At 66.2% G+C, this 23,557-nt stretch carries 23 protein-coding genes; 9 read left to right on the forward strand and 14 right to left on the reverse strand.

Translation table 11 applies throughout. From position 1 onward, the window contains the following. The first annotated feature begins 44 nt into the window (after positions 1 to 44). Positions 45 to 1,181, forward strand: coding sequence for a M14 family metallopeptidase (locus U9J41_RS22385; RefSeq protein ID WP_322404363.1), 1,137 nt, complete (start codon positions 45 to 47; stop codon positions 1,179 to 1,181). Positions 1,182 to 1,256: 75 nt separating this feature from the next. Here the strand turns inward: U9J41_RS22385 and nfsB are convergent, their stop codons facing one another. The 3 genes from nfsB to pmbA all read right to left on the reverse strand — a co-directional run bounded on the left by nfsB (position 1,257) and on the right by pmbA (position 4,437). Beyond that, on the reverse strand, positions 1,257 to 1,910 hold the full coding sequence (gene nfsB / locus U9J41_RS22390) for an oxygen-insensitive NAD(P)H nitroreductase (protein WP_322404364.1): 654 nt from the start codon (positions 1,908 to 1,910) through the stop codon (positions 1,257 to 1,259). 79 nt (positions 1,911 to 1,989) lie between these two features. Next, positions 1,990 to 3,030 carry a DUF4214 domain-containing protein gene (locus U9J41_RS22395; RefSeq protein ID WP_322404365.1) on the reverse strand — a complete coding sequence of 347 codons (1,041 nt, stop codon included), beginning with the start codon at positions 3,028 to 3,030 and terminating at the stop codon, positions 1,990 to 1,992. 54 nt (positions 3,031 to 3,084) lie between these two features. Next, entirely contained in the window at positions 3,085 to 4,437 is a 1,353-nt protein-coding gene (gene pmbA, locus U9J41_RS22400; RefSeq protein WP_322404366.1) for a metalloprotease PmbA, read from the reverse strand. 95 nt (positions 4,438 to 4,532) lie between these two features. On the opposite strand from pmbA, the gene yjgA reads away from it, so the two are divergent. The 3 genes from yjgA to U9J41_RS22415 are packed head-to-tail and all read left to right on the forward strand — an operon-like array spanning position 4,533 to position 6,445. Further along, positions 4,533 to 5,141: a ribosome biogenesis factor YjgA gene (gene yjgA / locus U9J41_RS22405; protein ID WP_322404367.1), complete on the forward strand. Its 609-nt coding sequence runs from the start codon at positions 4,533 to 4,535 to the stop codon at positions 5,139 to 5,141. Next, positions 5,125 to 5,757 carry a molybdopterin adenylyltransferase gene (gene mog, locus U9J41_RS22410; protein ID WP_322404368.1) on the forward strand — a complete coding sequence of 211 codons (633 nt, stop codon included), beginning with the start codon at positions 5,125 to 5,127 and terminating at the stop codon, positions 5,755 to 5,757. The genes yjgA and mog overlap by 17 nt, the downstream gene beginning before the upstream one ends. 19 nt (positions 5,758 to 5,776) lie before the next feature. Continuing rightward, entirely contained in the window at positions 5,777 to 6,445 is a 669-nt protein-coding gene (locus U9J41_RS22415) for an alpha/beta hydrolase (RefSeq protein ID WP_322404369.1), read from the forward strand. A gap of 257 nt (positions 6,446 to 6,702) precedes the next feature. Here U9J41_RS22415 and U9J41_RS22420 read toward each other — a convergent pair whose 3' ends face one another. From U9J41_RS22420 to U9J41_RS22445, 6 genes are all read right to left on the reverse strand, one after another. Beyond that, positions 6,703 to 8,403, reverse strand: a complete 1,701-nt coding sequence (locus U9J41_RS22420; RefSeq protein WP_322404370.1) for a tetratricopeptide repeat protein — start codon at positions 8,401 to 8,403, stop codon at positions 6,703 to 6,705. Positions 8,404 to 8,517: 114 nt separating this feature from the next. Beyond that, on the reverse strand, positions 8,518 to 9,558 hold the full coding sequence (locus tag U9J41_RS22425) for a S41 family peptidase (protein ID WP_322404371.1): 1,041 nt from the start codon (positions 9,556 to 9,558) through the stop codon (positions 8,518 to 8,520). 36 nt (positions 9,559 to 9,594) lie between these two features. Continuing rightward, complete coding sequence (locus tag U9J41_RS22430; RefSeq protein WP_322404372.1) at positions 9,595 to 10,332, reverse strand: LytR/AlgR family response regulator transcription factor; 738 nt, start codon at positions 10,330 to 10,332, stop codon at positions 9,595 to 9,597. Beyond that, complete coding sequence (locus U9J41_RS22435; RefSeq protein ID WP_322404373.1) at positions 10,329 to 11,372, reverse strand: sensor histidine kinase; 1,044 nt, start codon at positions 11,370 to 11,372, stop codon at positions 10,329 to 10,331. The genes U9J41_RS22430 and U9J41_RS22435 overlap by 4 nt, the downstream gene beginning before the upstream one ends. 8 nt (positions 11,373 to 11,380) lie before the next feature. Then, positions 11,381 to 11,944, reverse strand: coding sequence for a transcriptional regulator (locus U9J41_RS22440; RefSeq protein ID WP_322404374.1), 564 nt, complete (start codon positions 11,942 to 11,944; stop codon positions 11,381 to 11,383). Positions 11,945 to 12,060: 116 nt separating this feature from the next. Beyond that, the gene (locus tag U9J41_RS22445; protein WP_322404375.1) at positions 12,061 to 12,615 is read right to left on the reverse strand and encodes a carboxymuconolactone decarboxylase family protein; all 555 of its coding nucleotides are present in this window, start codon (positions 12,613 to 12,615) and stop codon (positions 12,061 to 12,063) included. A 91-nt stretch (positions 12,616 to 12,706) separates the two neighbouring features. Between U9J41_RS22445 and U9J41_RS22450 the strand changes: the two genes are divergently transcribed. Beyond that, entirely contained in the window at positions 12,707 to 14,041 is a 1,335-nt protein-coding gene (locus U9J41_RS22450; protein ID WP_322404376.1) for an aspartate aminotransferase family protein, read from the forward strand. Between the two features lie 119 nt (positions 14,042 to 14,160). Here U9J41_RS22450 and U9J41_RS22455 read toward each other — a convergent pair whose 3' ends face one another. The 3 genes from U9J41_RS22455 to U9J41_RS22465 are packed head-to-tail and all read right to left on the reverse strand — an operon-like array spanning position 14,161 to position 17,633. Then, the gene (locus U9J41_RS22455; RefSeq protein ID WP_322404377.1) at positions 14,161 to 15,012 is read right to left on the reverse strand and encodes a fumarylacetoacetate hydrolase family protein; all 852 of its coding nucleotides are present in this window, start codon (positions 15,010 to 15,012) and stop codon (positions 14,161 to 14,163) included. Further along, on the reverse strand, positions 14,981 to 16,288 hold the full coding sequence (locus U9J41_RS22460; protein ID WP_322404378.1) for an MFS transporter: 1,308 nt from the start codon (positions 16,286 to 16,288) through the stop codon (positions 14,981 to 14,983). The genes U9J41_RS22455 and U9J41_RS22460 overlap by 32 nt, the downstream gene beginning before the upstream one ends. Before the next feature lie 16 nt (positions 16,289 to 16,304). Continuing rightward, positions 16,305 to 17,633 (reverse strand): KamA family radical SAM protein, encoded by a 1,329-nt coding sequence (locus tag U9J41_RS22465; RefSeq protein ID WP_425260943.1) that lies wholly within the window; start codon positions 17,631 to 17,633, stop codon positions 16,305 to 16,307. Positions 17,634 to 18,005: 372 nt separating this feature from the next. Between U9J41_RS22465 and U9J41_RS22470 the strand changes: the two genes are divergently transcribed. Together U9J41_RS22470 and U9J41_RS22475 are read left to right on the forward strand one after the other, a co-directional pair. Next, positions 18,006 to 18,461, forward strand: a complete 456-nt coding sequence (locus U9J41_RS22470) for a cache domain-containing protein (RefSeq protein ID WP_322404380.1) — start codon at positions 18,006 to 18,008, stop codon at positions 18,459 to 18,461. Positions 18,462 to 18,469: 8 nt separating this feature from the next. Further along, positions 18,470 to 20,149 (forward strand): methyl-accepting chemotaxis protein, encoded by a 1,680-nt coding sequence (locus U9J41_RS22475; protein WP_322404381.1) that lies wholly within the window; start codon positions 18,470 to 18,472, stop codon positions 20,147 to 20,149. Between the two features lie 6 nt (positions 20,150 to 20,155). Here U9J41_RS22475 and U9J41_RS22480 read toward each other — a convergent pair whose 3' ends face one another. Next, on the reverse strand, positions 20,156 to 20,725 hold the full coding sequence (locus tag U9J41_RS22480) for a DNA-3-methyladenine glycosylase (RefSeq protein ID WP_322404382.1): 570 nt from the start codon (positions 20,723 to 20,725) through the stop codon (positions 20,156 to 20,158). 153 nt (positions 20,726 to 20,878) lie between these two features. Between U9J41_RS22480 and U9J41_RS22485 the strand changes: the two genes are divergently transcribed. Then, positions 20,879 to 21,751: an HDOD domain-containing protein gene (locus U9J41_RS22485; RefSeq protein WP_322404383.1), complete on the forward strand. Its 873-nt coding sequence runs from the start codon at positions 20,879 to 20,881 to the stop codon at positions 21,749 to 21,751. Between the two features lie 83 nt (positions 21,752 to 21,834). Then, positions 21,835 to 23,013, forward strand: coding sequence for a tetratricopeptide repeat protein (locus U9J41_RS22490; RefSeq protein ID WP_322404384.1), 1,179 nt, complete (start codon positions 21,835 to 21,837; stop codon positions 23,011 to 23,013). Between the two features lie 26 nt (positions 23,014 to 23,039). On the opposite strand, the gene infA is transcribed toward U9J41_RS22490, so the two are convergent. After that, complete coding sequence (infA, locus tag U9J41_RS22495; RefSeq protein WP_322404385.1) at positions 23,040 to 23,303, reverse strand: translation initiation factor IF-1; 264 nt, start codon at positions 23,301 to 23,303, stop codon at positions 23,040 to 23,042. Positions 23,304 to 23,557 lie beyond the last annotated feature (254 nt).

The following is a 23,557-nucleotide window of genomic DNA, read 5'->3' on the forward strand; positions in this document are numbered from 1 at the left end:
GTATCATGCTCGCCTCACACCCAACAAGAACAGGACGACATACCATGTCTATCAAGATCAGCAGCCAGTTCGACGCTGGCGCCATCGAGGTCGTGAACGCCACGAGCGCGAACGCCATCGACCTGAACATCCGCAAGGACTCGCACGCCGACATCACCCAGTGGTTCTACTTCCGCCTGCAGGGCGCGCAAGCGCAGCCGTGCACGATCCGCCTGCTCAACGCCGGCAAGTCCGCCTACCCGAAGGGCTGGGAAGACTACAACGCGATGGCCAGCTACGACCGCGTCAACTGGTTCCGCGTGCCGACGAGCTTCGACGGCCAGGCGCTCGCCATCGAGCACACGCCGGCCATGGACAGCGTCTATTACGCCTATTTCGAGCCGTATTCGTGGGAGCGCCACCTGGAGCTGCTCGACCGTGCCCAGTTGTCGGAACACGTGCGCATGCTGGACCTCGGCTCGACCGTCGACGGCCGCGACCTGAACCTGCTCGTCATCGGCGACGAAGACGCGGGCAAGAAGAAGGTGTGGGTCATCGCGCGCCAGCACCCGGGCGAGACGATGGCCGAATGGTTCGTCGAAGGCATGCTCGACGCCCTGCTCGACCCGGCCCACCCGTTCGGCCGCCAGTTGCTGAAGGAGACCGTGTTCTACGTCGTGCCGAACATGAACCCGGACGGCTCCGTGCGCGGCAACCTGCGCACGAACGCGGCCGGCGCCAACCTGAACCGCGAGTGGCTCAACCCGTCGATGGCACGCAGCCCGGAAGTCTTCCTGGTCCGCAAGAAGATGGAAGACACCGGCGTCGACCTGTGCCTCGACGTGCATGGCGACGAGGGCCTGCCCTACGTCTTCATCGCCGGCAGCGATGCCCTGCCGACCTTCACCGCCGGGCAGGCCGCCGCGCAACAGGCATTTTCGGATGCGCTCATGATCGCGAGCCCCGACTTCCAGGACGTCCACGGCTATCCGAAGGAACCGTACACGGACGAGGTGCTGACGATGGGTTCGCCGTACGTCACGCACGCCTTCGGCTGCCTGTCGCTGACCCTGGAACTGCCATTCAAGGACAATGCCAACGACCCGGATCCGCAGGTCGGCTGGGACGGCGCCCGCAGCGCGCGCCTCGGCGCCGCCGTGCTGCAGCCGGTGCTGCAGGCGATCCGCACACTGCAGAAATAAAAAACGGGGCGCAGGCCCCGTCCAGGAAAGACGAACGCCACGGCCGCTTGTCGCACCGTGGCGTTTTTATTCCACTTACAGGAACGTAAACACCTGATCCTGCGCCAGCCGCGACTTCGGCAGGGCGGCATTGAAATCGCTGTCGGCGTGGTAGCCGAAGGCCAGCAGCACGAGGCTGGACAGGCCTTGTTCGTGCAGGCCCAGTTCCGCGTCCAGCGCGGCCGGGTCGAGGCCTTCCATCGGCGTCGTGTCCACGCCCAGCGCGCTGGCGGCCAGCATGGCGTTGCCGAGGGCGATGTAGGCCTGCTTCTCGAACCACTGCGGCAAGTCCTTCAGCGTGTAGCGGTGCAGGTTGACATAGCCCTGGCGGCCCTTGGCCTGGCCGGCCCTGGCGGCATCGTCCTTGAAGCGGCCGTCGCGCTGTTCCTGCTCGAGCAGGCGCTCCAGGTGGCCGCCTTCGGTATCGACGCGCGTGCAGAACAGGATCACGTGCGACGCATTGAGGATCTTCGCCTCGTTGTAGCTGTACGGCCCCTGCACGCCCTTGGCCAGGCGCGCCTTGGCTTCCGGCGTGGCGGCGACGATGAAGTGCCAGGGTTGCGAGTTCACCGACGACGGGCTGTTGCGCAGCACTTCGTAGATCTGCTGCATCGTCTCTTCGGGCACGCGGCGGGTCGGGTCGTAGGCCTTCGCGGTGTAGCGTTTGCGGGCGGCGGCGAGAATGTCCATATGGGTTCCTTTCGTGCTTGAACCCGCGATTATCGCAGCTGGGCGCCGATCGTGCAGGACGCCCCCGCCGGGCCGGCCGTCAGGTCGTGAGCGGTTGGTCGAGCACCAGCCCGTTGCCGATCAGCGCCGCCGTGCCGTCGATGTTTTCATGGCTTTCGCTGATCGCGGCCAGCACCTGGGCGCCCGTGGCCACGTGGCTGTCGAGGGCGCCGGTCCAGAAGTCGAGGCCGGCCTGGTCCGGGGCGCGGTGCAGCACGTTCTCGTAGAATTTCGCGACCAGGTCGTGGTTGCTGAGCCCCGTGCCGTAGTGCGCCTGGAATTCGCCCGACTTGATGAAGGCGTCCGCCATCGCGTCCAGCTTGACGTCGTGCTGGGTCGCGTAGGTCCAGTACAGCAGCCCGGCGTTGTCCGGCAGGCGGTCGAACGCGGCGCGGTACAGGCGGAAGATCTGGCCGCCCGGGCTGTCGGGCGTGACGTCGGCGGCAATCAGCTTGTCGTCGAAATCGAGGCGTTCGACGTTCGTCACCGTATCGACGCTGCCGTCCTTCAGGCTCGTGACGGTATAGACGTCGCCGCTGCGCGCCACCTTGTAGTCGGACAGCGCCCCGGTCCAGATCATTTTGTCGAAACCGCTGCCGCCATCGATGGTGTCGTTGCCGGCGTCGCCGTAGACGGTGTCGTCGCCCGCACCGGCATCGATGCGGTCGGCACCCGCGCCAGCATGGATGATGTCATTGCCGCCGCCGGCGAGCAGGACGTCGTTGCCCGCGCTGCCGGTGAAATAGTCGCGGTCGTCGAACATGCCCGTCAGCGCGAGCCACTGCTTGAGCGTGCCGCCCAGGGGCGCATGCGAAACGTCGTACGGATCGCCCGATCCGGTGTCAATCCGCAAGATTTCCCCGGCATCGTTGGACAGGTGGATTTCGCCTACGCCGCCGGTCAATTGTCCGCCCTGGTAGGACAACAGGGAAATGGGCGATGCGCCTTTGCTGTCCAGTTCGAGCCGCAGGGTCCCGTTCGTGAAGACGAGCTGCTCGACATTCTGCGCGGGCGCGGGCGGCGTCCAGTCGTTCGGGACAACGGACATGTCGAACGGCTGGGAAAAGGTAACGATCGCCATGGTGTTTTTAACGATTTGTTAAAAACACCACGCTACCATTTCAATATCGAACGGTCAATTGCCCGCCACGACCATCTTCTCGAGCAGGATCGACCCGGTCGACTTGTTCCCGCGCGTCAGCACATCGTTGCCGACGCCGACGATGGCCTGGAACATGTCCTTCATGTTGCCGGCGATGGTGATTTCCTCGACCGGGTACTGGATGACGCCGTTCTCGACCCAGTAGCCGGACGCGCCGCGCGAGTAATCGCCCGTGACGTAGTTCGTGCCCTGCCCCATCAGCTCCGTGACGAGCAGGCCGGTACCCATCTTGCGCAGCATGCCTTCGAAGTCGTCGGCGATCTTCGTCTCCTTGGACATGATTTCCAGGTTGTGCGAGCCGCCCGCGTTGCCCGTCGTCTGCATGCCCAGCTTGCGGGCCGAGTAAGACGACAGGAAATAGCCCTGCAGCACGCCGTCGCTGACGACGTTGCGGCGCTGGGTGCGCACGCCCTCTTCGTCGAACGGAGCCGAACCGACGCCGCCGATCAGGTGCGGGTCTTCCACGATCTGGATGTGGGACGGGAAGATGCTCTGGCCCAGCGAGTCGAGCAGGAAGCTGGATTTACGATACAGGGCGCCGCCCGAGGTTGCCTGGACGAACGCACCCAGCAGGCCGGCGGCCAGCGGTGCCTCGAACAGCACGGGGCACGTGCGGGTGTCGAGCTTGCGCGCGTTCAGGCGCGCGAGGGCGCGTTCGGCGGCGTAGCGGCCGATCTTTTCCGGATCGCCCAGGTTCTTGGGATCGCGCGCCGACGAATACCAGTCGTCGCGCTGCATGTTGGCGCCCTTGCCGGCGATCGGGGCGACCGACAGCGTGTGGCGCGAGAACGGGTAGCCGGCGCAGAAGCCGAGCGAATTGGCCGCCACGAAGTGCGACTGCTGCACGTAGACGCTGGCGCCCTCGCTGTTGGTGACGCGCTTGTCGACGGCGAACGCGGCCGCCTCGCAGCGCTGGGCGATGGCCACGGCGTCCGCGGCGCTGATCTCCCACGGGTAGCACAGGCGCAGGTCGCGCGGGTTCGTTTCCAGCAGCTCGACTTCGGGCAGGCCGGCGGCCGGGTCCTCGGCCGTGAAGCGGGCGATGTTGTACGCCGCCTCGACGGTGGCGCGCAGCGAATCGCGCGAAAAGTCGGACGTGTTGGCGTGGCCGCGGCGCTGGCCGCAGTAGACGGTCACGCCGATGCCCTTGTCCTTGTTCTGCTCGATGGTTTCGATCTGGCCCTTGCGCACTGTCACCGCCAGCCCGCTACCCTCGCTGATCTCGACCGACGCATCGGTGGCGCCCGTTTCCTTGGCAATGGCCAGCACGTCCTGTGCGAGCTGCTTGAGCTGATCCTGGGTATGGGTGAAGACGGTGTCGTTCATGTGTGTTTTTCGAAAGCAGAGCCCTAAAACAGTTATCATAGCAGCCGTTTACTGTTTTTACCGACGGGCCGTGCGCCTGTCGAATCTAGATCATCATGCCAAATGCAAACCGCGGCTCCGTCGGCTTCCGCTCCGACGAGTTCGACCAGGAATACGACCGCCCCTCCAAGTCCGAACTCAAGCGCCAGAGTAACGAGTTGCAAAAGCTCGGCGAACAGCTCATCGAGGCGCCGCGCGACCGCGTCAAGCGCGTCCCGATGCCGGACGACGTCCGCGACGCCATCCTCATGTGCCAGACCATCACCAACCACGAAGGGCGGCGCCGCCAGCTGCAGTTCGTCGGCAAGCTGATGCGCACCCTCGACGAGGAAGAGGTGTCCGTCATCCAGCGCACCATCGAAAGCTGGAAAGGCACCTCGAAGGCCGAGGCGGCCGCCCTGCACGCGCTGGAGCGCCGCCGCGACAAGCTGCTGGCCGACGACAAGGCGCTGACCCAGCTGCTGGAAGAGCATCCGCATCTGGACGTGCAGCACCTGCGCACCCTGATCCGCAATGCGCGCAAGGAACAGGCCGAGAACAAGCCGCCCAAGGCCTATCGCGAAATCTTCCAGATCCTGAAGGACCTGGCGAAGGCGCCGAAAGCCGCCGCCGGCGACGGCGAAGCCGATACCGAGGACGACGAAGACGATGAGTCTGGAGAATAAGGTCGAAGAGCTTATGGTCGAAGAGCTGGTCGTCGGCCTGGTATCGGTCTCGGACCGCGCCAGCGGCGGCGTCTACGAAGACAAGGGCATCCCGGCGCTGCGCGCGTGGCTCCAAGCGGCGCTCGTCACCCCGTTCCGCGTCGAGACCCGCTTGATCCCGGACGACCGCGCCAGCATCGAACAGACGCTGGTCGAGCTGGTGGATACCGTCCGCTGCCACCTCGTGCTGACGACGGGCGGCACGGGCCCGGCGCGGCGCGACGTCACGCCGGAAGCGACCGTCGCCGTGGGCACGAAGGAGATGCCCGGCTTCGGCGAGCAGATGCGCCAGATCAGCCTGCACTTCGTGCCGACCGCGATCCTGTCGCGCCAGACGGCCGTGATCCGCGAAACGCTTGATCACGCCGCGCTGATCATGAACCTGCCGGGCCAGCCGAAGTCGATCAAGGAAACGCTGGAAGGCCTCAAGGACGCGGACGGCAAGACCGTCGTGGGCGGCATCTTCGCGGCCGTCCCGTATTGCATCGACCTGATCGGCGGCCCGTACGCCGACACCGATCCCGCTGTCTGCAAGACCTGGCGCCCGAAATCGGCGCAGCGTCCTGCCGCATCCTGATCACACACGAGGACACTGCATGAGCGAACTGCTCGAACACATCCAGATCGAGACCAACGACAACCCGGAAATCGCCATCATCTGGATGCACGGCCTGGGCGCGGACGGCAACGACTTCGTGCCGATGGTGCGCGAGCTGGACCTGGCCGGCCTGCCCGGCATCCGCTTCATCTTCCCGCACGCGAAGACGATGCCCGTCACCGTCAACAACGGCTACGTGATGCGCTCGTGGTACGACATCACGAACGCGGACCTGACGCGGCGCGAGGACGAGGGCGGCCTGCGCGCGTCGCAGCAGGACGTCGAAGCGTTCATCGAGCGCGAAAAGGCGCGCGGCATCCCGGCCTCGCGCATCATCCTGGCCGGCTTCTCGCAAGGCTGCGCGATGGCCATCCAGACGGGCCTGCGCCATCCGGAACCGCTGGCGGGCCTCCTGTGCCTCTCCGGCTACGTGCCGCTGTCCGCCAGCCTGGCGACCGAATGCACCGACGCCAGCAAGGCCACGCCGATCTTCATGGCGCACGGCCGCTACGACAACGTGGTGCCGTTCAACCGCGCCGAAGCGTCGCGCGACCTGCTCGTCTCGCTCGGCTACCGGCTCGAATGGCACGAATACGCCATGCAGCACTCGCTGTGCCTCGAGGAAGTCGAGCATATCTCGGCGTGGCTGAAGAAGGTGCTGGGCTGAGCCGATACGACGCTTTCTCTACATCCACGAAACGGGCTGGAAGGGCTGGCTGACAGGTAGCCGCGCCAGATGGCCGCGCAGGTGCAGCAGGGCACCCTCCCCGCTGCGCGCGGCTGCCTAGCGTTTGATTAGCAAGGCGATACATGAAAAAGCGCGCAAAGCCGAATGCAGTCATCAAGATGAACTGCATCGCCAGCGCCCCGCGTCTTTTCGTGCCGAATGACTCGTGCAAGCCAGCATGATGATCCTTGGCGCCCCTACCGGTTGTCGAACGCCCAGGACCTGAAGTTGGGAAGTGCCGACTTTTCGCTGCGCATCGCCGCCAACAGTTCATCCCGCGTCACGCCCTTTCCCAGCCTGGCAAGCCAGGTAGCGGCCCATTCGGCGCTTTCGTGGTCCCGCTTGTTCCTTACCAACGTATTGAATACCTGATAGCAGTCGGCGGGATCTCCCAGCCATGCATAGGCCAGCGCGGCCGCGCGCGCGAATGCCGGGACATCGTGCCCGTGGCGCCAGGCGTCGACCGCCCTGGCCATGTCCTTGTCGGTCGGATTCGAGCCCATGAGTCCGACGCGGAACAGCGCATACGATATCTCGGGCGCGTCCGGCGCCAGGGCGGCGGCCTGCGTCAAGCCGGTCCGTGCCGACGCCAGCAAGTCCTGCCTGTTCGGGCCTGCGCCTTCCGCCAGCTTCGCATATGCCAGCCCCAACAGATAATGCGGCTCGGGATTGCGCGGACCGTTCGCCACGGCGCGCGACAGGTAGCCGATGGCGTCGCGTGGATCGCCCCAGTCGACCTGGGCGCGGCTCAAGGCGATCTGGGCAAGATCGACGGCCGGCGCATTGGCTGCCGTAAGCTTCAAATGCTCCAGCAGCTTCCTGCCGTCGGCGGGCGACGGGCAAGTCTTCAGTAAGGCGTTGTCGAGTACGAATTCGCCCTCGATACGGCTCAGGCGAGTGAAATCGATGTTGGCCTTGGGCAAGCGAGGCACGTCGACCTGGAGGATTTTCAGAGACGCTCGACGATATCGCAACATTGCCGCGTCGAGATCGCGCCCCGCCAGGCCGAATACGTCGGCAAACGCTCCGGCGGAATCGCCGCCGTTATTGACCAGGTCGAGGTATTTCGCCATCTTGTTGCGGTTTTCCTCCGACGAAAGCATGTAGTGCACAAGATTGAAGGAACGCCCCAGGAATTCAAATTGCTCGAAATACTCGGGCGTGCCTAGTTCAAAAGGCTTGGACATGCCTTTGAAATTCAATACCTGGTCGAAAGAAAGACGTGCTCCCGCTTTGCCTTCGTCGATCCATTGCAACCGGTTATATGACGTACCGCCATCGCGCCCTATCGCCATCTCGGTATCGGTAAAACGCGTACCGCTGAAGTACGCTACAAAGCCGGACATGAACCAGATGGGCGCCCGGATGCGGGTCTGGCGGTACAGGAAATTATCGACATACAGCGACAGGTTATGCATCAGCGTGAAATCGTCTTCGGCGTGGAGCAGTGACGAATTTTGCAGCTTCCAACTCTTTCCGACACCGTAGGTAAACACCTGGGTCGCCGCTACGCAGCTGTTGACCAAGCCGACGGCGAAGGGAGAATGCGCGCCGACTTCCGGCGGCCAGTTCACCTGGTCCTGGAAGTACAGCGTAAGCTTGGGCATGGTGTCCCGCCTGTCCAGAAACGAGTTCAGGTACAGGCGTAAAAGATAATCGAGCCGTTCCAGGTTGTTGACCAGCTCAATGACCTCGTCAGGATCGCCGTTCGAATAGACGATCAGATGCTGACTCTCGATCCGGAACCATGCGGACGGATCGCGCACGCCTTTGACGACAACTCTGGAAGGATCCTGTTTGCCCGTCGCGACCGTCTTTGGCGATTCATTCCCGTATGCGCAGGCCGGCACGAGTGAGATTGCCACGAGCAGGGAAAAGACGTATTGGGGTATGGCCATTCGTGCCTCCGCACATTACAGACCGATAGCGATAAACGATGCCATGGCGGCTAAACGGCGCATACGCCACCAGCAGAGCCGTCTACCGGAGACTGGGCTGAGCGGCGCGAGCGCTCACTCGCGTACGGCGTTACATGCCGGCGCACTGGCCGCGACCCATTCCGCGGCCGTCCTGAGCGACGCTTCCACCGGTTCCCCTTGCGGCGCCGGCTGCATGGCCGGGATGCCGCCCCGGTAGCCGGGCCCGTCGCCCAACGCCGAACGCGCCTGCGTCAACACGAGCATCGCACCGTCGGGCAGCGGATACGTCGCGTTCGCCGTCGACATGCCATACGACGTCTGCCCGAACGTCCGCACCCGTTCTTCCCCCATCAACGCAATGAGCAGCATCTCGCCGGCGCTCGCCGTATTCGCCCCCACCAGTACGGCCAGCGGCCCCGTGGCGAAGGGTGCCAACGGGTTGGCGCGGCCCGGGGCATACGTGCCGGCCTTCGTTTCGAGGCCGGCGCGGTAGACCACCGGGATCGCCTTGCCGTCGCGCTCCACCCAGCGCGCCTTGTTCGCATTGCCGAACAGCGGATACATCGCAATGAGCGGCGGCCACCCATTGCCGCCCGTCTGTGCGCTCAGGTCGACGACGAGCGCGCAGGCCGTGCGAATGCCGGGAAGCGTGGCCGCTTCGTCATACACAGCCTGGACATAGGCGGCCATGGCCTCGGGCGCGGACGTGGTGATGGCCGGCGGGACCCAGCGCAGGACCGTGCCATGGCCCGTCGCGACGAGCTGGAACGTCGGCATGCGCGGGCCGGCCGGTGCCGGTACGGCGGATTGCCCCGGCGCCGCGGGCGGCATCAGGAACGAATGCTTGTCGGTGTCGAGGGTAGCGAGCAGTTTGTTGATACGCATGTACAAGCCGCTCCGGTCGACCTCCGGCGCGCTGCCGTCGACGGCGGCCAGCAATTCCTTTTTCGCCTGCGCATACGCTTCCTGCCGCAACGGATACAAGCCCTTGCTCTCGACCAGTCCAATGGTCTGGTCCGTGACGGCGCGCGCCAGGGACAGCGGCATGGCCTGCGCCGGCGCACCGGCGGCGGCATCGGCGGCCGTGACAAACGACAGGGCGCAAACGACCGCCCGCAACATGTTGCGATTCATGGGATTCTCCTCTGTTGATGGGTAAACAAAGTGCAGTTACATCCCGCGGAACAGATGCTGGAAGCGCTGGCTGACGGGCAGCCGCGCCGGATGGCCGCGCAGGTGCAGCCACAGGGCGCCATCCTCGGCGCGCGCGGCGCTGGCGATGCGCCGCACCGCGACCATATAGCCCCGGTGGATCTGCCAGAAGGCGGCCGGGTCGAGCGAATCGGCCAGCTCCTTCAAACTCAAACGGATGTGCGCCTCTAGACCGTCCGTCACGACGCGCGTGTACTTGGCGTCGGCGCAGAAATAAACGACGTCGGCCAGGTCGATGAAGTGAATGGTGTTGCCGACCGTCGCCTGCAGCCAGGATGGCTCCCTGGACACAGGCCGCAGTTTCGACACGAGGCCAGCCAGATCCGGCGGCGGATTGGCCAGGCGCGCCCGCACGCGCTCGACCGCGCGCGCGAGGCGTTCCATCGCGATGGGTTTCACCACGTAGTCCACGGCGCCTTCGTCGAAGGCGGCCAGCGCGTGCTCGCCGTACGCCGTCACGAACACGACGTGGGTACGCGCGCCGAATACGCGCGCCACTTCCAGGCCATCCAGGCCCGGCATGCGGATGTCGAGGAAGGCCACGTCCGGCGACCATTCGCGCCCGAGGCGCAGCGCCTCGATGCCGTCCTGCGCGGCGGCGATGCCGGCCTCGGGCCAGAGACGTTCGAGCGCTTCGACGAGTTCCGCGCGCAGCAGCGGTTCGTCGTCCGCGACGAGGATGCGGGGCGCCGTCATGCCGCCAGCTCCACGTCCCCGGCCACCGGCAAGGTCAGCACGGCTTCCGTCAGGCCGGTTTCAGCGCGTCGCAGGACGAAGCCGGCGCGCGCGCCGTACAGGGCCTGCACGCGCTGGCGCAGGTTGCGCAGGCCGACGCCGCTGCCCAGCGCGGTCGCTTCGATGCCGGCACCGTCGTCGGTGACGACGATCGACAGCGTGGCGCCGGCGCGGCAGGCCGTCACGTCGATACGCACACTCCCCGGCTTCGGTTCGACGCCGTGGCGCACGGCATTCTCCACCAACGTCATCAACAGTAGCGGCGGCATCGGCATGGCCGCCAGCGCGGGCGGGAAATCGAGGCGGTATTGCAGCCGTTCGCCGAAACGGATCGCCATCAGCGCCAGGTAATGGCCGGCCAGTTCGAATTCACGGCCCAGCGTGGACGTCTGGCTACGCATGTCCGGCAAGGCGCTGTGCAAATAGGCGATCAGGTGCTCGAGCATCTCCACGGCGCGCGGTGGCTGGTGGCGCGCCAGGTAGCGCGTATTGGCCAGTGTGTTGTACAGGAAGTGCGGCTCGACCTGCGCCTGCAGGGCCTTGAGCTCGGCCGCCAGCGCCACATGGCGCAGTTCCGCCAGCTGCTGCGCATGCGCACGGGTGCGGGCGAACCACAGCGGCAGCCCGAGCATGGCGGCGTTCACGCCGAAAGCGCAGGCCAGCAACTGCTGGTCGGGCAGCGCGTACACGTCCCACGCCGCGAGCATGTTTTTATAGGCCGGCAGCACGGCCCATGCGCCGACGCCGGTCGCGAACAGCAGCAGGCCGGCGGCGCCGGTCCAGCCGAGCCGGCGGCCGAGCAGGCGCGCAGCAAGCAGCAGCAGCGCGCACGCCACGAAACCCGGGACCAGGATCGCACCGAACAGGGCCAGCAGGGCATTGCGCCGCAGGAGCAGCGCACCACCCGCGACGAGTGCCACGCACAGAAGGCTGAGCAGCCCCTGGCGCCACGAGCAGCCATACAGGCCGCGCACGGCGCGGGCGCAATCGTCATCCGCCATGGACGCGCTCACAGGGTCGGCGTGCTGGGCAAGGCGGCCTGCGGCGGCATCCGGTCAACCGGGACCTCGCGGCCGACGCTCTCGAACGCCACCGGCTCCATCCACACCTGCCCCGTCCCCGCGCCGATCACGCCGAACGTGATCATGGCCGCGTCGGCCGGCACGTCCAGCACCACGCTGCGCTCCTGCCAGCCGGTCGTGCCCCTGGTCTTCCGGTCCTGGCTGTTATAGAAGGCCAGCGTGGCCCCGCCGCGGGCGCCGACACTCATCCACAAGCCCGCCCAATTGGTCAGGTCCGCGGTACGCAGGCGGGCGCGGAAACGCACGCGCTGGCCGACGTAGCGCTGCGCCAGGATCGACTGGCCCAATGACGCCCAGGCCGTGGTATCGCTGGTCGCGCTGCGCAGGAACTTGGCGCCATGGCCCTCGCGGGACGCATCGATGCCGGCCGTGAATTTGTCGGGGTTCTGGCCGAGCAGGGACCAGTTCGGCGGCAGCGGCGCCGGCGCGGCGGCCAGCGCCAGCACGGTGGTGGCCGCCGCCGCCGCGGCGAGGATGTACTGAGGTTTCATCGGGTTGTCATTCTCAACGATTGGATGCCGTCACTATGCCACCGGCGCGGACGGCGCGCGCCGCCATGCGACGGACGGCCGCCGCGCCGCGACGGGCGCAATCCGGCGCCGACGAGCTAGTCCGGCAAGGGGTTCGCACTCGACGCCGGCGCTTCCGTGCGCGCCGTGTTCATCACCATCGCGAGGAACGTGTAGTAGCCGTTCACGCCCATCAGGTCGACGACGCCCTGCTCGCCGAACAGCGCCAGCGCGTCGTCGTAGACGCGGTCCGACACGCGCTTGTGGCGGTGCAGTTCGAGGCAGAAGTCGACCACCACCGCTTCGTCGACGAGCAGCGCGGCCGGCCGCTCGCGCCGGGCGATGGCGTCGATGACGTCGGGCGGGACGCCCACCTGCTGCGCGATCGGCGCGTGGATCGCCCACTCGACCTGCTGGTCCCACTCGCGCGCGGTGACGAGGATCGCCAGTTCGGACAATCTGACGCCGATGGCGCTGCGGTAGCGCAGGTATTCGCCGAGCTTTTGCGCATAACCCAGCAGCTCGGGGCTGCGCAGCAGCGGCACGAACGGACCGTACAGCGCGCCACGCGGGCCGTTGATGATGTCCTGGGCCGCGGCGCGCTGGGCGTCGGTCCAGTCTTCCGGCAGAATCGGGCGGAGGCGGTCGGTCATGGCGAAAATATTCGCATGCCTTGAGGCAAAAATCAAAAGAATCCGGACAGTTCTCCTTTATTGTCAATCGTCAACTTTTTAGGGAGCGTTCATGACTCACATCCTGCACCGCAGCCTGCGCCAGACGCCGCCCGTCGCGGTCGGCGGCGCGGGCGTCTATCTGTACGATCGTGACGGCCGCAGCTATCTCGACGCCAGCGGCGGGGCGGCCGTGTCGTCGCTCGGGCACGGCCATCCGGACGTGATCGCGGCCATGCACCGCCAGATCGACCGCTGCGCGTATGCCCACACGGCCTTTTTCACGACCGAGGTGGCGGAAGAACTGGCCGACTGCCTGGTGGCGAACGCGCCGGCCGGGGTCAAGGGCGTGTACCTCGTATCGGGCGGATCGGAAGCGATGGAGGCGGCGCTGAAGATGGCGCGCCAGTACGTCGTCGAAGGCGGAGAAAGCGAGCGCACGCTGTTCATCGGGCGGCGCCAGAGCTACCACGGGAATACCCTGGGCGCACTGGCCGTGGGCGGCAACGAATGGCGCCGCCAGCCGTTCGCGCCCCTCCTGATCGACGTCGAGCGGGTATCGGCGTGCTACGAATACCGCGGCCGCGCCGACGACCAGACCGTCGAGCAGTACACGGCGATGCTGCTGGACGAACTGGAAGCGGCGATCCTGCAGGCAGGGCCGGAACATGTGATCGCGTTCTGCGCCGAGCCTGTCGTCGGCGCGACGGGCGGCGCGATCCCGCCCACGCCCGGCTACTTCCGCGGCGTGCGCGCGCTGTGCGACAAGTACGGCATCCTGTTCATCGCCGACGAGGTGATGTGCGGGATGGGCCGCACGGGCACCATGTACGCGATCGAGCAGGACGGCGTGGCGGCCGACCTGATCGCCGTGGCCAAGGGCCTGGGCGCGGGCTACCAGCCGATCGGCGCGGTGCTCGTGAACGGCGCCATCGTCGAACGGCTGCGCAGCGGCAGCGGCGCGTTCCTGCACGGGCACACCTATATCGGGCATCCGGTGGCGGCGGCGGCGGCCCTCGCCGTCCAGCGGGTGATCGAGCGCGACGACCTGTTGACGCAAGTCCGCCTGCGCGGCGCGACGCTACGCGCCATGCTGGACGAGGAATTCGAGGACCACGCCCACGTCGGCGACATCCGCGGCCGCGGGCTGTTCCTGGCGCTGGAACTGGTGCGCGACCGCGAGAGCAAGGCGCCGTTCGCGCCCGAGCTGAAACTGCACGCGGCGATCAAGGCGCGCGCGATGGAGAATGGATTGCTGGTCTATCCGATGGGCGGCACGATCGACGGCCGCCACGGCGATCATGTGCTGCTGGCGCCGCCGTTCGTCGTCACGCAGGGAGATCTGGGCGAGATCGTGGGGAGGCTGAAAGAATCGGTGGAGGGTGCGTTGAAGGCGGTAGCAATGTAACGCACGTTCGATCCGTCGCTACTTAAAACAACGTCGCCCCTGCGCAGGCAGGGGCCTGATTTTTTGGCTCATCCACGAACTTGGGTCCCCGCCTCCGCGGAGACGACGTTTCATGCGTCTCAGGCCTTCGGATACGCCACCACTTCCTGCTGCTGCTCGCCGAGCCCCGCAATCCCGAGGCGCAGCTTGTCGCCCTTCTTGAGGAAGCGCTGCGGGCTGCGTCCGAGGCCCACGCCCGGCGGCGTGCCGGTGCTGATGATGTCGCCCGGCTCCAGGGTCATGAAGCGCGACAGGTAGCTGACGATGTGCGCCACCGGGAAAATCATCTTCGACGTGTTCCCGGTCTGCATGCGCTTGCCGTTCAGTTCCAGGTACAGGTCGAGGTCCTGCACGTCGAAGATCTCGTCCTTCGTCACGAGGAACGGACCGACGGGACCGAACGTGTCGCAGCCCTTGCCTTTGTCCCACTGCGAACCCAGTTCGAACTGGTAGGCGCGTTCGGAGACGTCGTTGACGACGCAGTAGCCGGCCACGTACTTGAGCGCGTCCGCCTCGTCCACGTACTGGGCGCGGGTGCCGATGACGACGCCCAGCTCGACTTCCCAGTCGGTCTTCTTCGAGCCTTTCGGCAGCTGGACGGGATCGTCGGGGCCGGACAGGCACGACGTCGCCTTCATGAACATGATCGGTTCTTTCGGGATCGGCGCGCCGACCTCGGACGCGTGGTCGGAGTAATTCATGCCGATGCCGATGAATTTGCCGACGCCCCTGACCGGCACGCCCAGGCGGGGATTGCCGCGGACCAGCGGCAACGTCTTCCAGTCGATCTTGGCAAGCTTGCGCAGCGCCTTTTCCGACAGCACCGCCGCATCGACATCCTCGATCACGCCGGACAGGTCGCGCAGGCGGCCTTCCTCGTCGAACAGGCCCGGCTTTTCCTTACCGGGGCGACCGTAACGAACCAATCTCATATTCTTCCTTCTGGGTGAGCATAACGATGCCGCATTTTACTTGACGGCGCTGAAGGAAGTTGAGGACATAGCCGACGAGGCCAGGCAGCTGCAGCGCCACCAGCACGCCGAACGCGACGCGGTAGGCCACCGCCGGGAAGTGGCTGGCGGCGTCGGGACGCCACAGGCCGACGATCAATCCGAAGCCCGCCTGCACGAGGAAGGCGCCGATGAAGATCAGGAGATTCAGGCATGTGGCGGCGCGTCCCGTCAGCGCGCGCGGCAGGCTCTGGGCGACGATCGCGTATTCGATGCCGGTGATCGTCCCCACGAGCGTGAACAGCACCGACAGCAACTGCAGGCTGGGCCGCCAGTTGCAGACGATCGCCAGTTGCACGAGCACGAACAGCGCGACGCCGACGGCGGCCACGTCCAGCGCCTCGATGCCGCGCCGCCCGGCCCATTCCGTGATCATGCCGACGGCGATGGCGCCGAAGATCACGGACGCCATCCCCATGTACAGCAGGTAGGCGACGGCGCCGTCCGGAAAGCGGGCCACGTCGGACAGCCAGCGCCCGATCCACAGGCCCTGGATGCCGAAGAAGATCGCATGCGGCACGAGCACCAGCGAGATCGTCGTGCGGAACGCCGGCGCACGGTACACGTCCAGTACCGAGCGCACGGTCGGCAGCGCGCCGCCGGACGCCTTCGACCGCGGCGTGACGAGCCAGATCAGCAGGCCGCAACAGGCGACCAGCGCGGCCAGCAGCACGAACAGGCCGCGCCAGTCCGTGTGCTGCAACAGCATGCGCACCGGCATGGTGCTCGAGGCCGCACCCAGGCCGCCCACGGCGATCAGATAGCCCTGCACGGACGGCAGGCGCGTGGGCGAGATCCACGTGGAGATCGCCTTCACGGCCGACATGAAGCATCCGCCCAGGCCACAGCCGATGACGGCGCGCGCCAGGACCAGCTGGCCGAACGAATGGCCCGTGGCGAACAGCAATGTGCCCAGTGCCGCCAGCAGCATCAGCACCAGCTGCACCTTGCGCGGGCCGTAGCGGTCGAGCGCGATCCCGACCGGCAGCTGGACGAGGGCGAACGCGAAAAAGAACGCGCTGGTGAGGAGGCCGAGCTGGCCCGGCGTCAGCGCGAGCGCGCCGACCAGATGCGGTGCCAGCACGGCGTTCACATTGCGCAGCAGCGACGACAGGTAATGCCCCAGCGCGAACGGCAGGAACACGTAGAAAAACACTGCCATCCCGGAAAGGCGCGGCTGGCTCTCGTCGGCTTCCATGGGCACCTCCTGCGGCTCAAGCCGCGTCGGGTTGGCTGTCGCTGGCGCGCGCATCGTGCGTGCGCGCCGGCTGGATCGGGATCACGCGGCCCAGCGCTTTGAGGTCGTCGTGGTCGTCCTCGCCGCCTTCGAAGAAGAACTTCTTGCGGCCGAACGCGGGTTTCAGGTGATCGAGCCAGGTGGCGTGCGGGTCGTATTTCGCGAAGAACGGCCGCCGCACCCATTCCGGATTACGCGCTTGCAGGAACTGCAGCGCGAACAGCTTCTCGCCATTGATCGTGACCACGCCGTCGATCACGACCTTGCCCGGGAAGGCGCTCATCGACGGGCCGCGCACGGTACGCGACAGCCCGGACACCATGCTGTACGCGGCCTGGAAGATCTCGTGCGCGCGCGCCAGCGGCAGCGCGAAGTACTCGCGCGGGCCGGTATCCCGCTCGACGAACATGTAATAGGGGATCGCACCCAGGCGCACACCCGTCGTCCACAGTTCGGCCCAGCTGTTCGGGTCTTCGTTGATGTGGCGGATCAGCGGTCCCTGCATGCGCAAGGTGGCGCCCGTGCCGACGATGCGCTTGACGGCCTGCTGGGCGATAGGCTGGCGCAGCTCGACCGCATGGTTGTAGTGCCCCATCAGCGCGAGGTTCTTGCCGGCCTTGACGACGCTTTCGAACAGGCGCATCAGGTCGTCGCTGTCCTTGTCCGACACGTAGCGCTGCGGCCAGTACGCGACGGATTTCGTGCCGATGCGGATGTTCTGGATGTGCGCCAGTTCGGGCGCCAGCAGCGGTTCGATGAACTCGGCCAGCGAGCGCGTATTCATGATCATCGGATCGCCGCCCGTGATCAGGACGTCCGTCACGTCCGGATGCGTGGCCAGGTAGGACACGAGCTCCGTGCACTCGCGCGCGTCGAACTTCATCTCTTCCATGCCGACGAACTGCGGCCAGCGGAAGCAGAACGTGCAATAGGCATGGCACGTCTGGCCCGCGCTGGGGAAGAACAGCACGGTTTCCTTGTATTTGTGCTGCAGGCCCTTGAGCGGGGCGTCGTTTACGCGCGGCACATTGTGCGTCATCTGGCCGGCCGGGTGCGGGTTCATGCGCATGCGGATGGCATGCACGAATTTGGCGATCGCGGCGGCGTCCTTCCCGACCAGCACCAGGTCGCGCAACTGCTCGTATTCTTGCGCGGGCAGCATGTCGCGATGGGGAAACGTCAGGCGATATATCGGATCGTCCGGGATATTGTTCCAGTCGATCAGCTGATCCATCACATATTCATTCGTGCGGAACGGCAGCACATGGGAGACCACCTGCACCGCTTCCTGCAGGTCGGGGCTCATCCATTGCCACTGGCGGGCACTCTGGATCGACTGGCGGGTGTACGGCTTGAACTTGGCGGGCGTCGTGGCTAGGGTCACGGGAGTTCTCCTGAGGGAAATGGTTGATGACAGCAAAAGGTGACGCATGGAAATAATTGCCGACAGGAACCGATGGTAGGCAGCCGATATCGCCGCCGAGTTGCCGCGAGTCAAGTTCACGTGCCATTTCTCACCCATTTCCACATGCACTGCGAAAGATCAGCGTTGCCATTGCGGCCGCACATCGGAGGCCGCTTGCGTTAGCACAACAGGACGGCCGGGACCGCGGCGTAAAGTAGGAAATGCAAATAGGCAACATTTAGACCTATCCATCTTTCCCCGAAAGGACGTCCTATGAAAACGACCGCAACCGTAACCGCTGCCGTCCTGTGCCTGTCCTGCGCCGGCGCATTGGCTTCCGAACCGACCGAAAATGATGCGATCGCCATGGCCGAGCGCGGCGCCGCCATGATCAAGGCGAAGGGCAAGGAAGAAGTGATGAAACGCATCTCGGCCAAGGATCCGGAGTTCGTCCAGGGCTCGCTGTATATCGACATGCGCGACGTCAAGACCGGCATCGTGCTGGCCCATCCGTACAACCCGTCGATCGTCGGCAAGGACTTGACGGACGTTCCCGATGCCAACGGCAAGAAATACCGCCGCGAGATCATCGAACTGGCCGCCGCCAAGGGCAAGGGCTGGGTCGACTACCAGTATAAAAATCCGACCAGCGGCAAGATCGAGCCGAAGACGACCTACATCCTGCTCGTCAACGGCGTCGTGCTGGAGGCGGGCCTGTACAAGAAGTGAGGCGCAACATGCTGAAAAAGCTACGGATCGGCCCCAAGCTGCTGCTGGCGCCCGGCATGGTACTGGTGCTGTTGTTGATGCTGTCCGGTGCCGCCTGGTACGGGATGGTGCGCCAGAACGCGTCGCTGGAAAACATCGTGCAGGTCCGCGCCGCGCGCCTGAAAAGCGTGGCCGACGTGGCGGGCGACGCCAAGTACGTCCACGCCAACGCCTATCAGCTGCTGGCCTGGATCAACGGCAGCTTTGCCAAGAACCGCCTCGATGCACTGATCGCGGACATCGGCAAGCGCCACGCGGCCGTGCAGGCGCAATTGCAGGAACTGGCGCGCACGACCGCCGGCGCCGAACGCAAGCCCGTGGAGGCGTCGCTGGCGGCGCTCGCGGCCTACCGCAAGGCCGTGCAGGACACGATCGAGATGGCGCAGGTCGACCAGTCGATCGCCACCAACTCGATGCAGAAGGCGGAAAAGGAATTCATGGTACTGAACCAGCAGCTGGCGCAATTGGCCGCACTGGAAAAGGCCCTCAGCGAACAGGCGTATGACGCCGCGCGCACGGAATTCCACGACCTGGGCACGTGGATGGCCGTGCTGGTCATGCTGTCGATCGCCGTCTCGCTGGCCGTGACGATGTTCGTGCGCCGCGCCATGCTGCGCGACATCGGCGCCATCTCGGCCGTCATGGGCGAGCTGGCCGAGGGCCGCCTGTGCGCCAGCGCCCACAACGACGGCCGCGACGAGATCGCCGATACCGCGCGCGCGCTCGACCAGACCATCTCCAACCTGAACACGACGCTGCGCAGCGTGCTCGATTCGGTGCGTTCGATCGACACGGCGTCGCAGGAAATCGCCACCGGCAACCTGGACCTGTCGACGCGCACCGAACTGCAGGCCGGTTCGCTGCAGCAGACGGCGAGCGCGATGGAGACGCTGACCCTGGCCGTCAAGGGCAATGCCGACAACGCCCGCCTGGCGACGGAACTCGCGGCCGAGGCGGCCCGGCTGGCGGCCGGCGGCGGCCAGGCCGTCGACCGCGCCGTCGCCACGATGGAATCGATCCGCGCCAGTTCGCGCAAGATCGTCGAGATCACCGGCGTCATCGACGGCATCTCGTTCCAGACCAATCTGCTGGCGCTGAACGCCGCCGTCGAAGCGGCGCGCGCCGGCGAACAAGGCCGCGGCTTCGCCGTCGTCGCCAGCGAAGTGCGCACGCTGGCCCAGCGCTCCGCCTCCGCCGCCAAGGAAATCAAGGCGCTGATCGCCGATTCGGTGGCGATCATCGACAACGGCAGCGCATCCGTCAACGAAGCCGGATCGAGCATGGGCAGCGTGGTCGCCTCCGTGCGGCAGGTGAACGACATCATCAACCGCATCAGCGCCGCCAGCACCGAGCAGGCCGACGGCATCGCCGAAGTCAATCTCGCGGTCGGGCAGATGGACGACATGACGCAGCAGAACGCCGCCCTCGTCGAACAGGCCGCGGCGGCGGCGGCCAGCCTGCACGAACAGACCGTCAACCTGGCGCGCGCCGTGTCGATCTTCCGCATCGAGGACGGCCAGGGCCAGGCAGCGGCCGCGCTCGAGCGGCGCGCCCCGGACAGCCCGCTGCGCGGCCGCCCGGTGCTCGAACACCGGACTGCGCGCGCCGACGCGGACACGCCCCGCCCGCGCCGCGCCGCCAACGGCTGACGGCCCTCAGCGGAAGGGCTTGCTGACCCAGCGCGAGCCCGCGAGGCCGAAGCGCCAGGCCACGTCGACGGCCTTGGAAATCCCGATGCGCGGTCCGCTGACCACCTCGATGCCGGCCGGCGCCGGCGCCAGTTCGAACGGTGCCGCGGCGAGCGACCGGCCATTCAACGCGCGCGTCACGCCCAGCGCCTGGCATAACTTGCCGGGCCCGGAACACAACAGCCAGTGGTCGTGCGTGCCGCGCCGCTCGAACATCGTGTCCAGTCCCGTCACGGGTTCGAGCGCGCGGATCAGGACCCCGGCGCCATGCCCCTCTTCCCGGCAGACGAAGTTCAGGCACCAGTGGATGCCGTAGGAGCGATAGACATAGGCGTGGGCCGGCGGTCCGAACATCGCGAAGTTGCGGTCGGTCGGGCCGGAATAGCTGTGCGAGGCGGGATCTTCGCCGTCATAGGCTTCCGTCTCGACGATGCGCCCGCCGACGCCGTCGACAAGCACCGTCACGCCGATCAGCTGGCGTGCGACCAGGTGGGAGGGAGCGGAAAAATCGATGCCGGCGAGGATGATTGAAGACATAAAGCAATTCTATATTGTTAAGATTCGACCGGTCGCACTGTCTGTTTTGCTACACAAAAGCAATACTTTGCTGCAACTTCGACAGCACTGGTTTATAGTGACAAACTTCGCACGTATTTCCGTGCAGCATCATCCGTTCTTCCCCGTCCAGTCATGAGTACAGCAGCTGCCCAGGCGCGTTCGAGCGCCGCCGCCGAGGATCCCGTCGACGCCCTCATCAAGTCGATCCGGATCCCGCCCCGTCCCAGCCTGCTCGCAGACCTGCAACGGGAACTCGCGTCGCCCGACCCGAGTCCGGCCGTGATCGGACGCATCGTCGCCAGCGACGTCGGCATGTCGGGCGCCCTGCTGAAACTCGCCAACTCGTCCATCTTCGGCGGCCGCCGCAAGGCCAAGTCGATCGAGCAGGCGATCCTGTTCCTCGGCATTAACCAGGTCGCGTCCCTGATGACGGGCCTGCTCGCGCGCCAGGCGATTCCGGCGAACAGCGCCGCACTGGCCAGTTTCTGGGAAGTGTCGAGCCGGCGGGCCGAGGCGATGGTCTTCCTGTCGCGCCGCCTGCGCATCGGCGAGGCGGACGTGGCGCACACGTTCGGCCTGTTCTGCGACACGGGCGTGCCGCTCCTGATGGACCGCTTCGCCGACTACGCGAGCACCTATGCGTGCGCCTCGCTGGACGCGGACCGTCCGTTCACGGCGCTGGAAAACGAACGCCACAACACGAGCCACACGACCATCGGCACCCTGCTGGCGCGCAACTGGGGCCTGTCGGAAGATGTCGCCTGGTCCATCCTGCACCACCACGATTACGCGGTCCTGGACGATGTCGACACGACGTCGACGGTGCGCTCGCTCGTGGCGTTGTCGCTGCTGGCCGAAAGCGCGATCCGCAAATACCAGGGCGACGCCGAATCGCTCGAGTGGAACAAGGGCGGCGCGCAGGCGATGGCCTATCTCGGCCTCTCGGACGAAGAAACGGCCGAGCTGCTCGACGAACTGCACGAAGCCTTCCACGTCGACCAATAGCGCGTCTTTACTTCCGCCCCGGACCGGCAGATACTTCGAGTCATAAGACCGATAATCGACGAATCGCCGGCCGAGGAGGAGATATGAACCGCCTGGCGTCCCTGTTCATCCTGATACCCCTGCTGCTGGGCGGCTGCGCCAGCACTCCGCAACTCGCCGCGCCGCCGCCGCTGTTCGCCGACGCGTCCTTCAAGCCGCCGTCGGAAACCATCGGCGCGCGCAACCTGTTCACGCTGAGCCCCGCGATGCGGGCCTATCTCCACAGTCCCGCCTTCGAAGCGCATTTGCGCAACAAGGGCCTGGAACGCGGCCTGATCGACGCGCTGTACAGCAAGACCGACCTGAAACTCGAATACGATTCCAGCCGTACCCGCACGGCCGCCGAGACCTATGCGGCGCGCGCCGGCAACTGCCTGTCGCTCGTCCTCATGACGGCCGCCTTCGCGCGCGAGCTGGGCATGACGGTGCACTTCCGCAGCGTGATGGCGGACGAGACGTGGAGCCGCGACGGCGGCATCTACCTCGTCTCGTCCCACGTCAACATCGCCCTCGGCCACCGCCGGCCCGCCGGCCTGCTGTACGACGAAACATCCGAGCACGAACTGGTCGTCGACTTCCTGCCGCCGCCGGACGCGAGCCGCCTGCGCAGCCGCCAGCTGGAAGAAGAAGACATCGTCGCGCTCTACCTCAACAACCGCGCCGCCGAATCCCTCGTGCAGGGCAAGCTCGACGACGCCTACTGGTGGGCGCGCGCCGCGGTGGCGACCAATCCGCCGAGCGCCATCGCCTACAACACGCTGGGCGTGATCTACCAGCGCCACGGCGATCTCGTCATGGCCGAAAAGGCGCTGCGCACCGCGCTCGAACGCGAGCCGGAAAGCATCGTCGTGATGCAGAACCTGGGGCCCCTGCTGGCGGCGACGGGCCGCCCGGCCGAAGCGGCCGAGATGGCGCGGCGCGTGGCCGCCGTCGAACCGGTCCCGCCGTTCCAGTACTTCGACAAGGGCATGGTCGCGCTCAAGGCAGGCGACTACGACGCCGCGCGCAAGCTGTTCGAACGCGAGGTCAAGCGCGCGCCCTACTACGACGAATTCCACTTCTGGCTGGCGGTGACGCTGCTGCGCCTGGGCGAGGCGCAGGCGGCGCGGGAACAGCTCGCGCAGGCGATCGACACCAGCACGAAGTCCGACAACCGCCAGCTGTACTCGGCCAAGCTGGCGCACCTGCGGCGCCAGAGCGCGAACAGCGTGCAGTTGTACTGATTTCGATCCGTGCCGATCCGTGTCGATCAGCGGCGGCGCTGGCGTGCGGCCGACGGCGCGGGCATGCCGCGCGTTTCGAGATGGCGGAACACGATCCTGCCCTTGCTCAGGTCATACGGCGACATCTCCAGCGTGACGCGGTCGCCGGCGATGATGCGGATGTGGTTCTTCTTCATCCGGCCGGACGTGTACGCAATCAGCTGATGACCGTTCTCGAGGTCCACCCGGAAACGCAGCTCCGGCAGCACCTCGGTGACCTTGCCATGCATTTCGATCAGCTCTTCTTTCATGGTTTTCCTTTCGACGTCGTCCCGCCCGGCACCGGCACGCGCCCTCGATGACGAATAGCCGTCGCAACGTCATCCTCGGGACGCTGGTCACGCATTGCCTGCTGAGGGTCGGGGAAAAGCGGCGCCAGCCTGGGTCGTGGCGCCGTGAATGGGGATGCATCCGATATGGGGCCGTTGCCGCGAAAAAAAAGGGATGACGATGCCGCCAGCCGGATCGTGATCAAGAGGCAACACGCCGCTGAACCGCCCGATAT

Source organism: Massilia luteola (assembly GCF_034420155.1).
GTDB lineage: Bacteria > Pseudomonadota > Gammaproteobacteria > Burkholderiales > Burkholderiaceae_D > Telluria > Telluria luteola.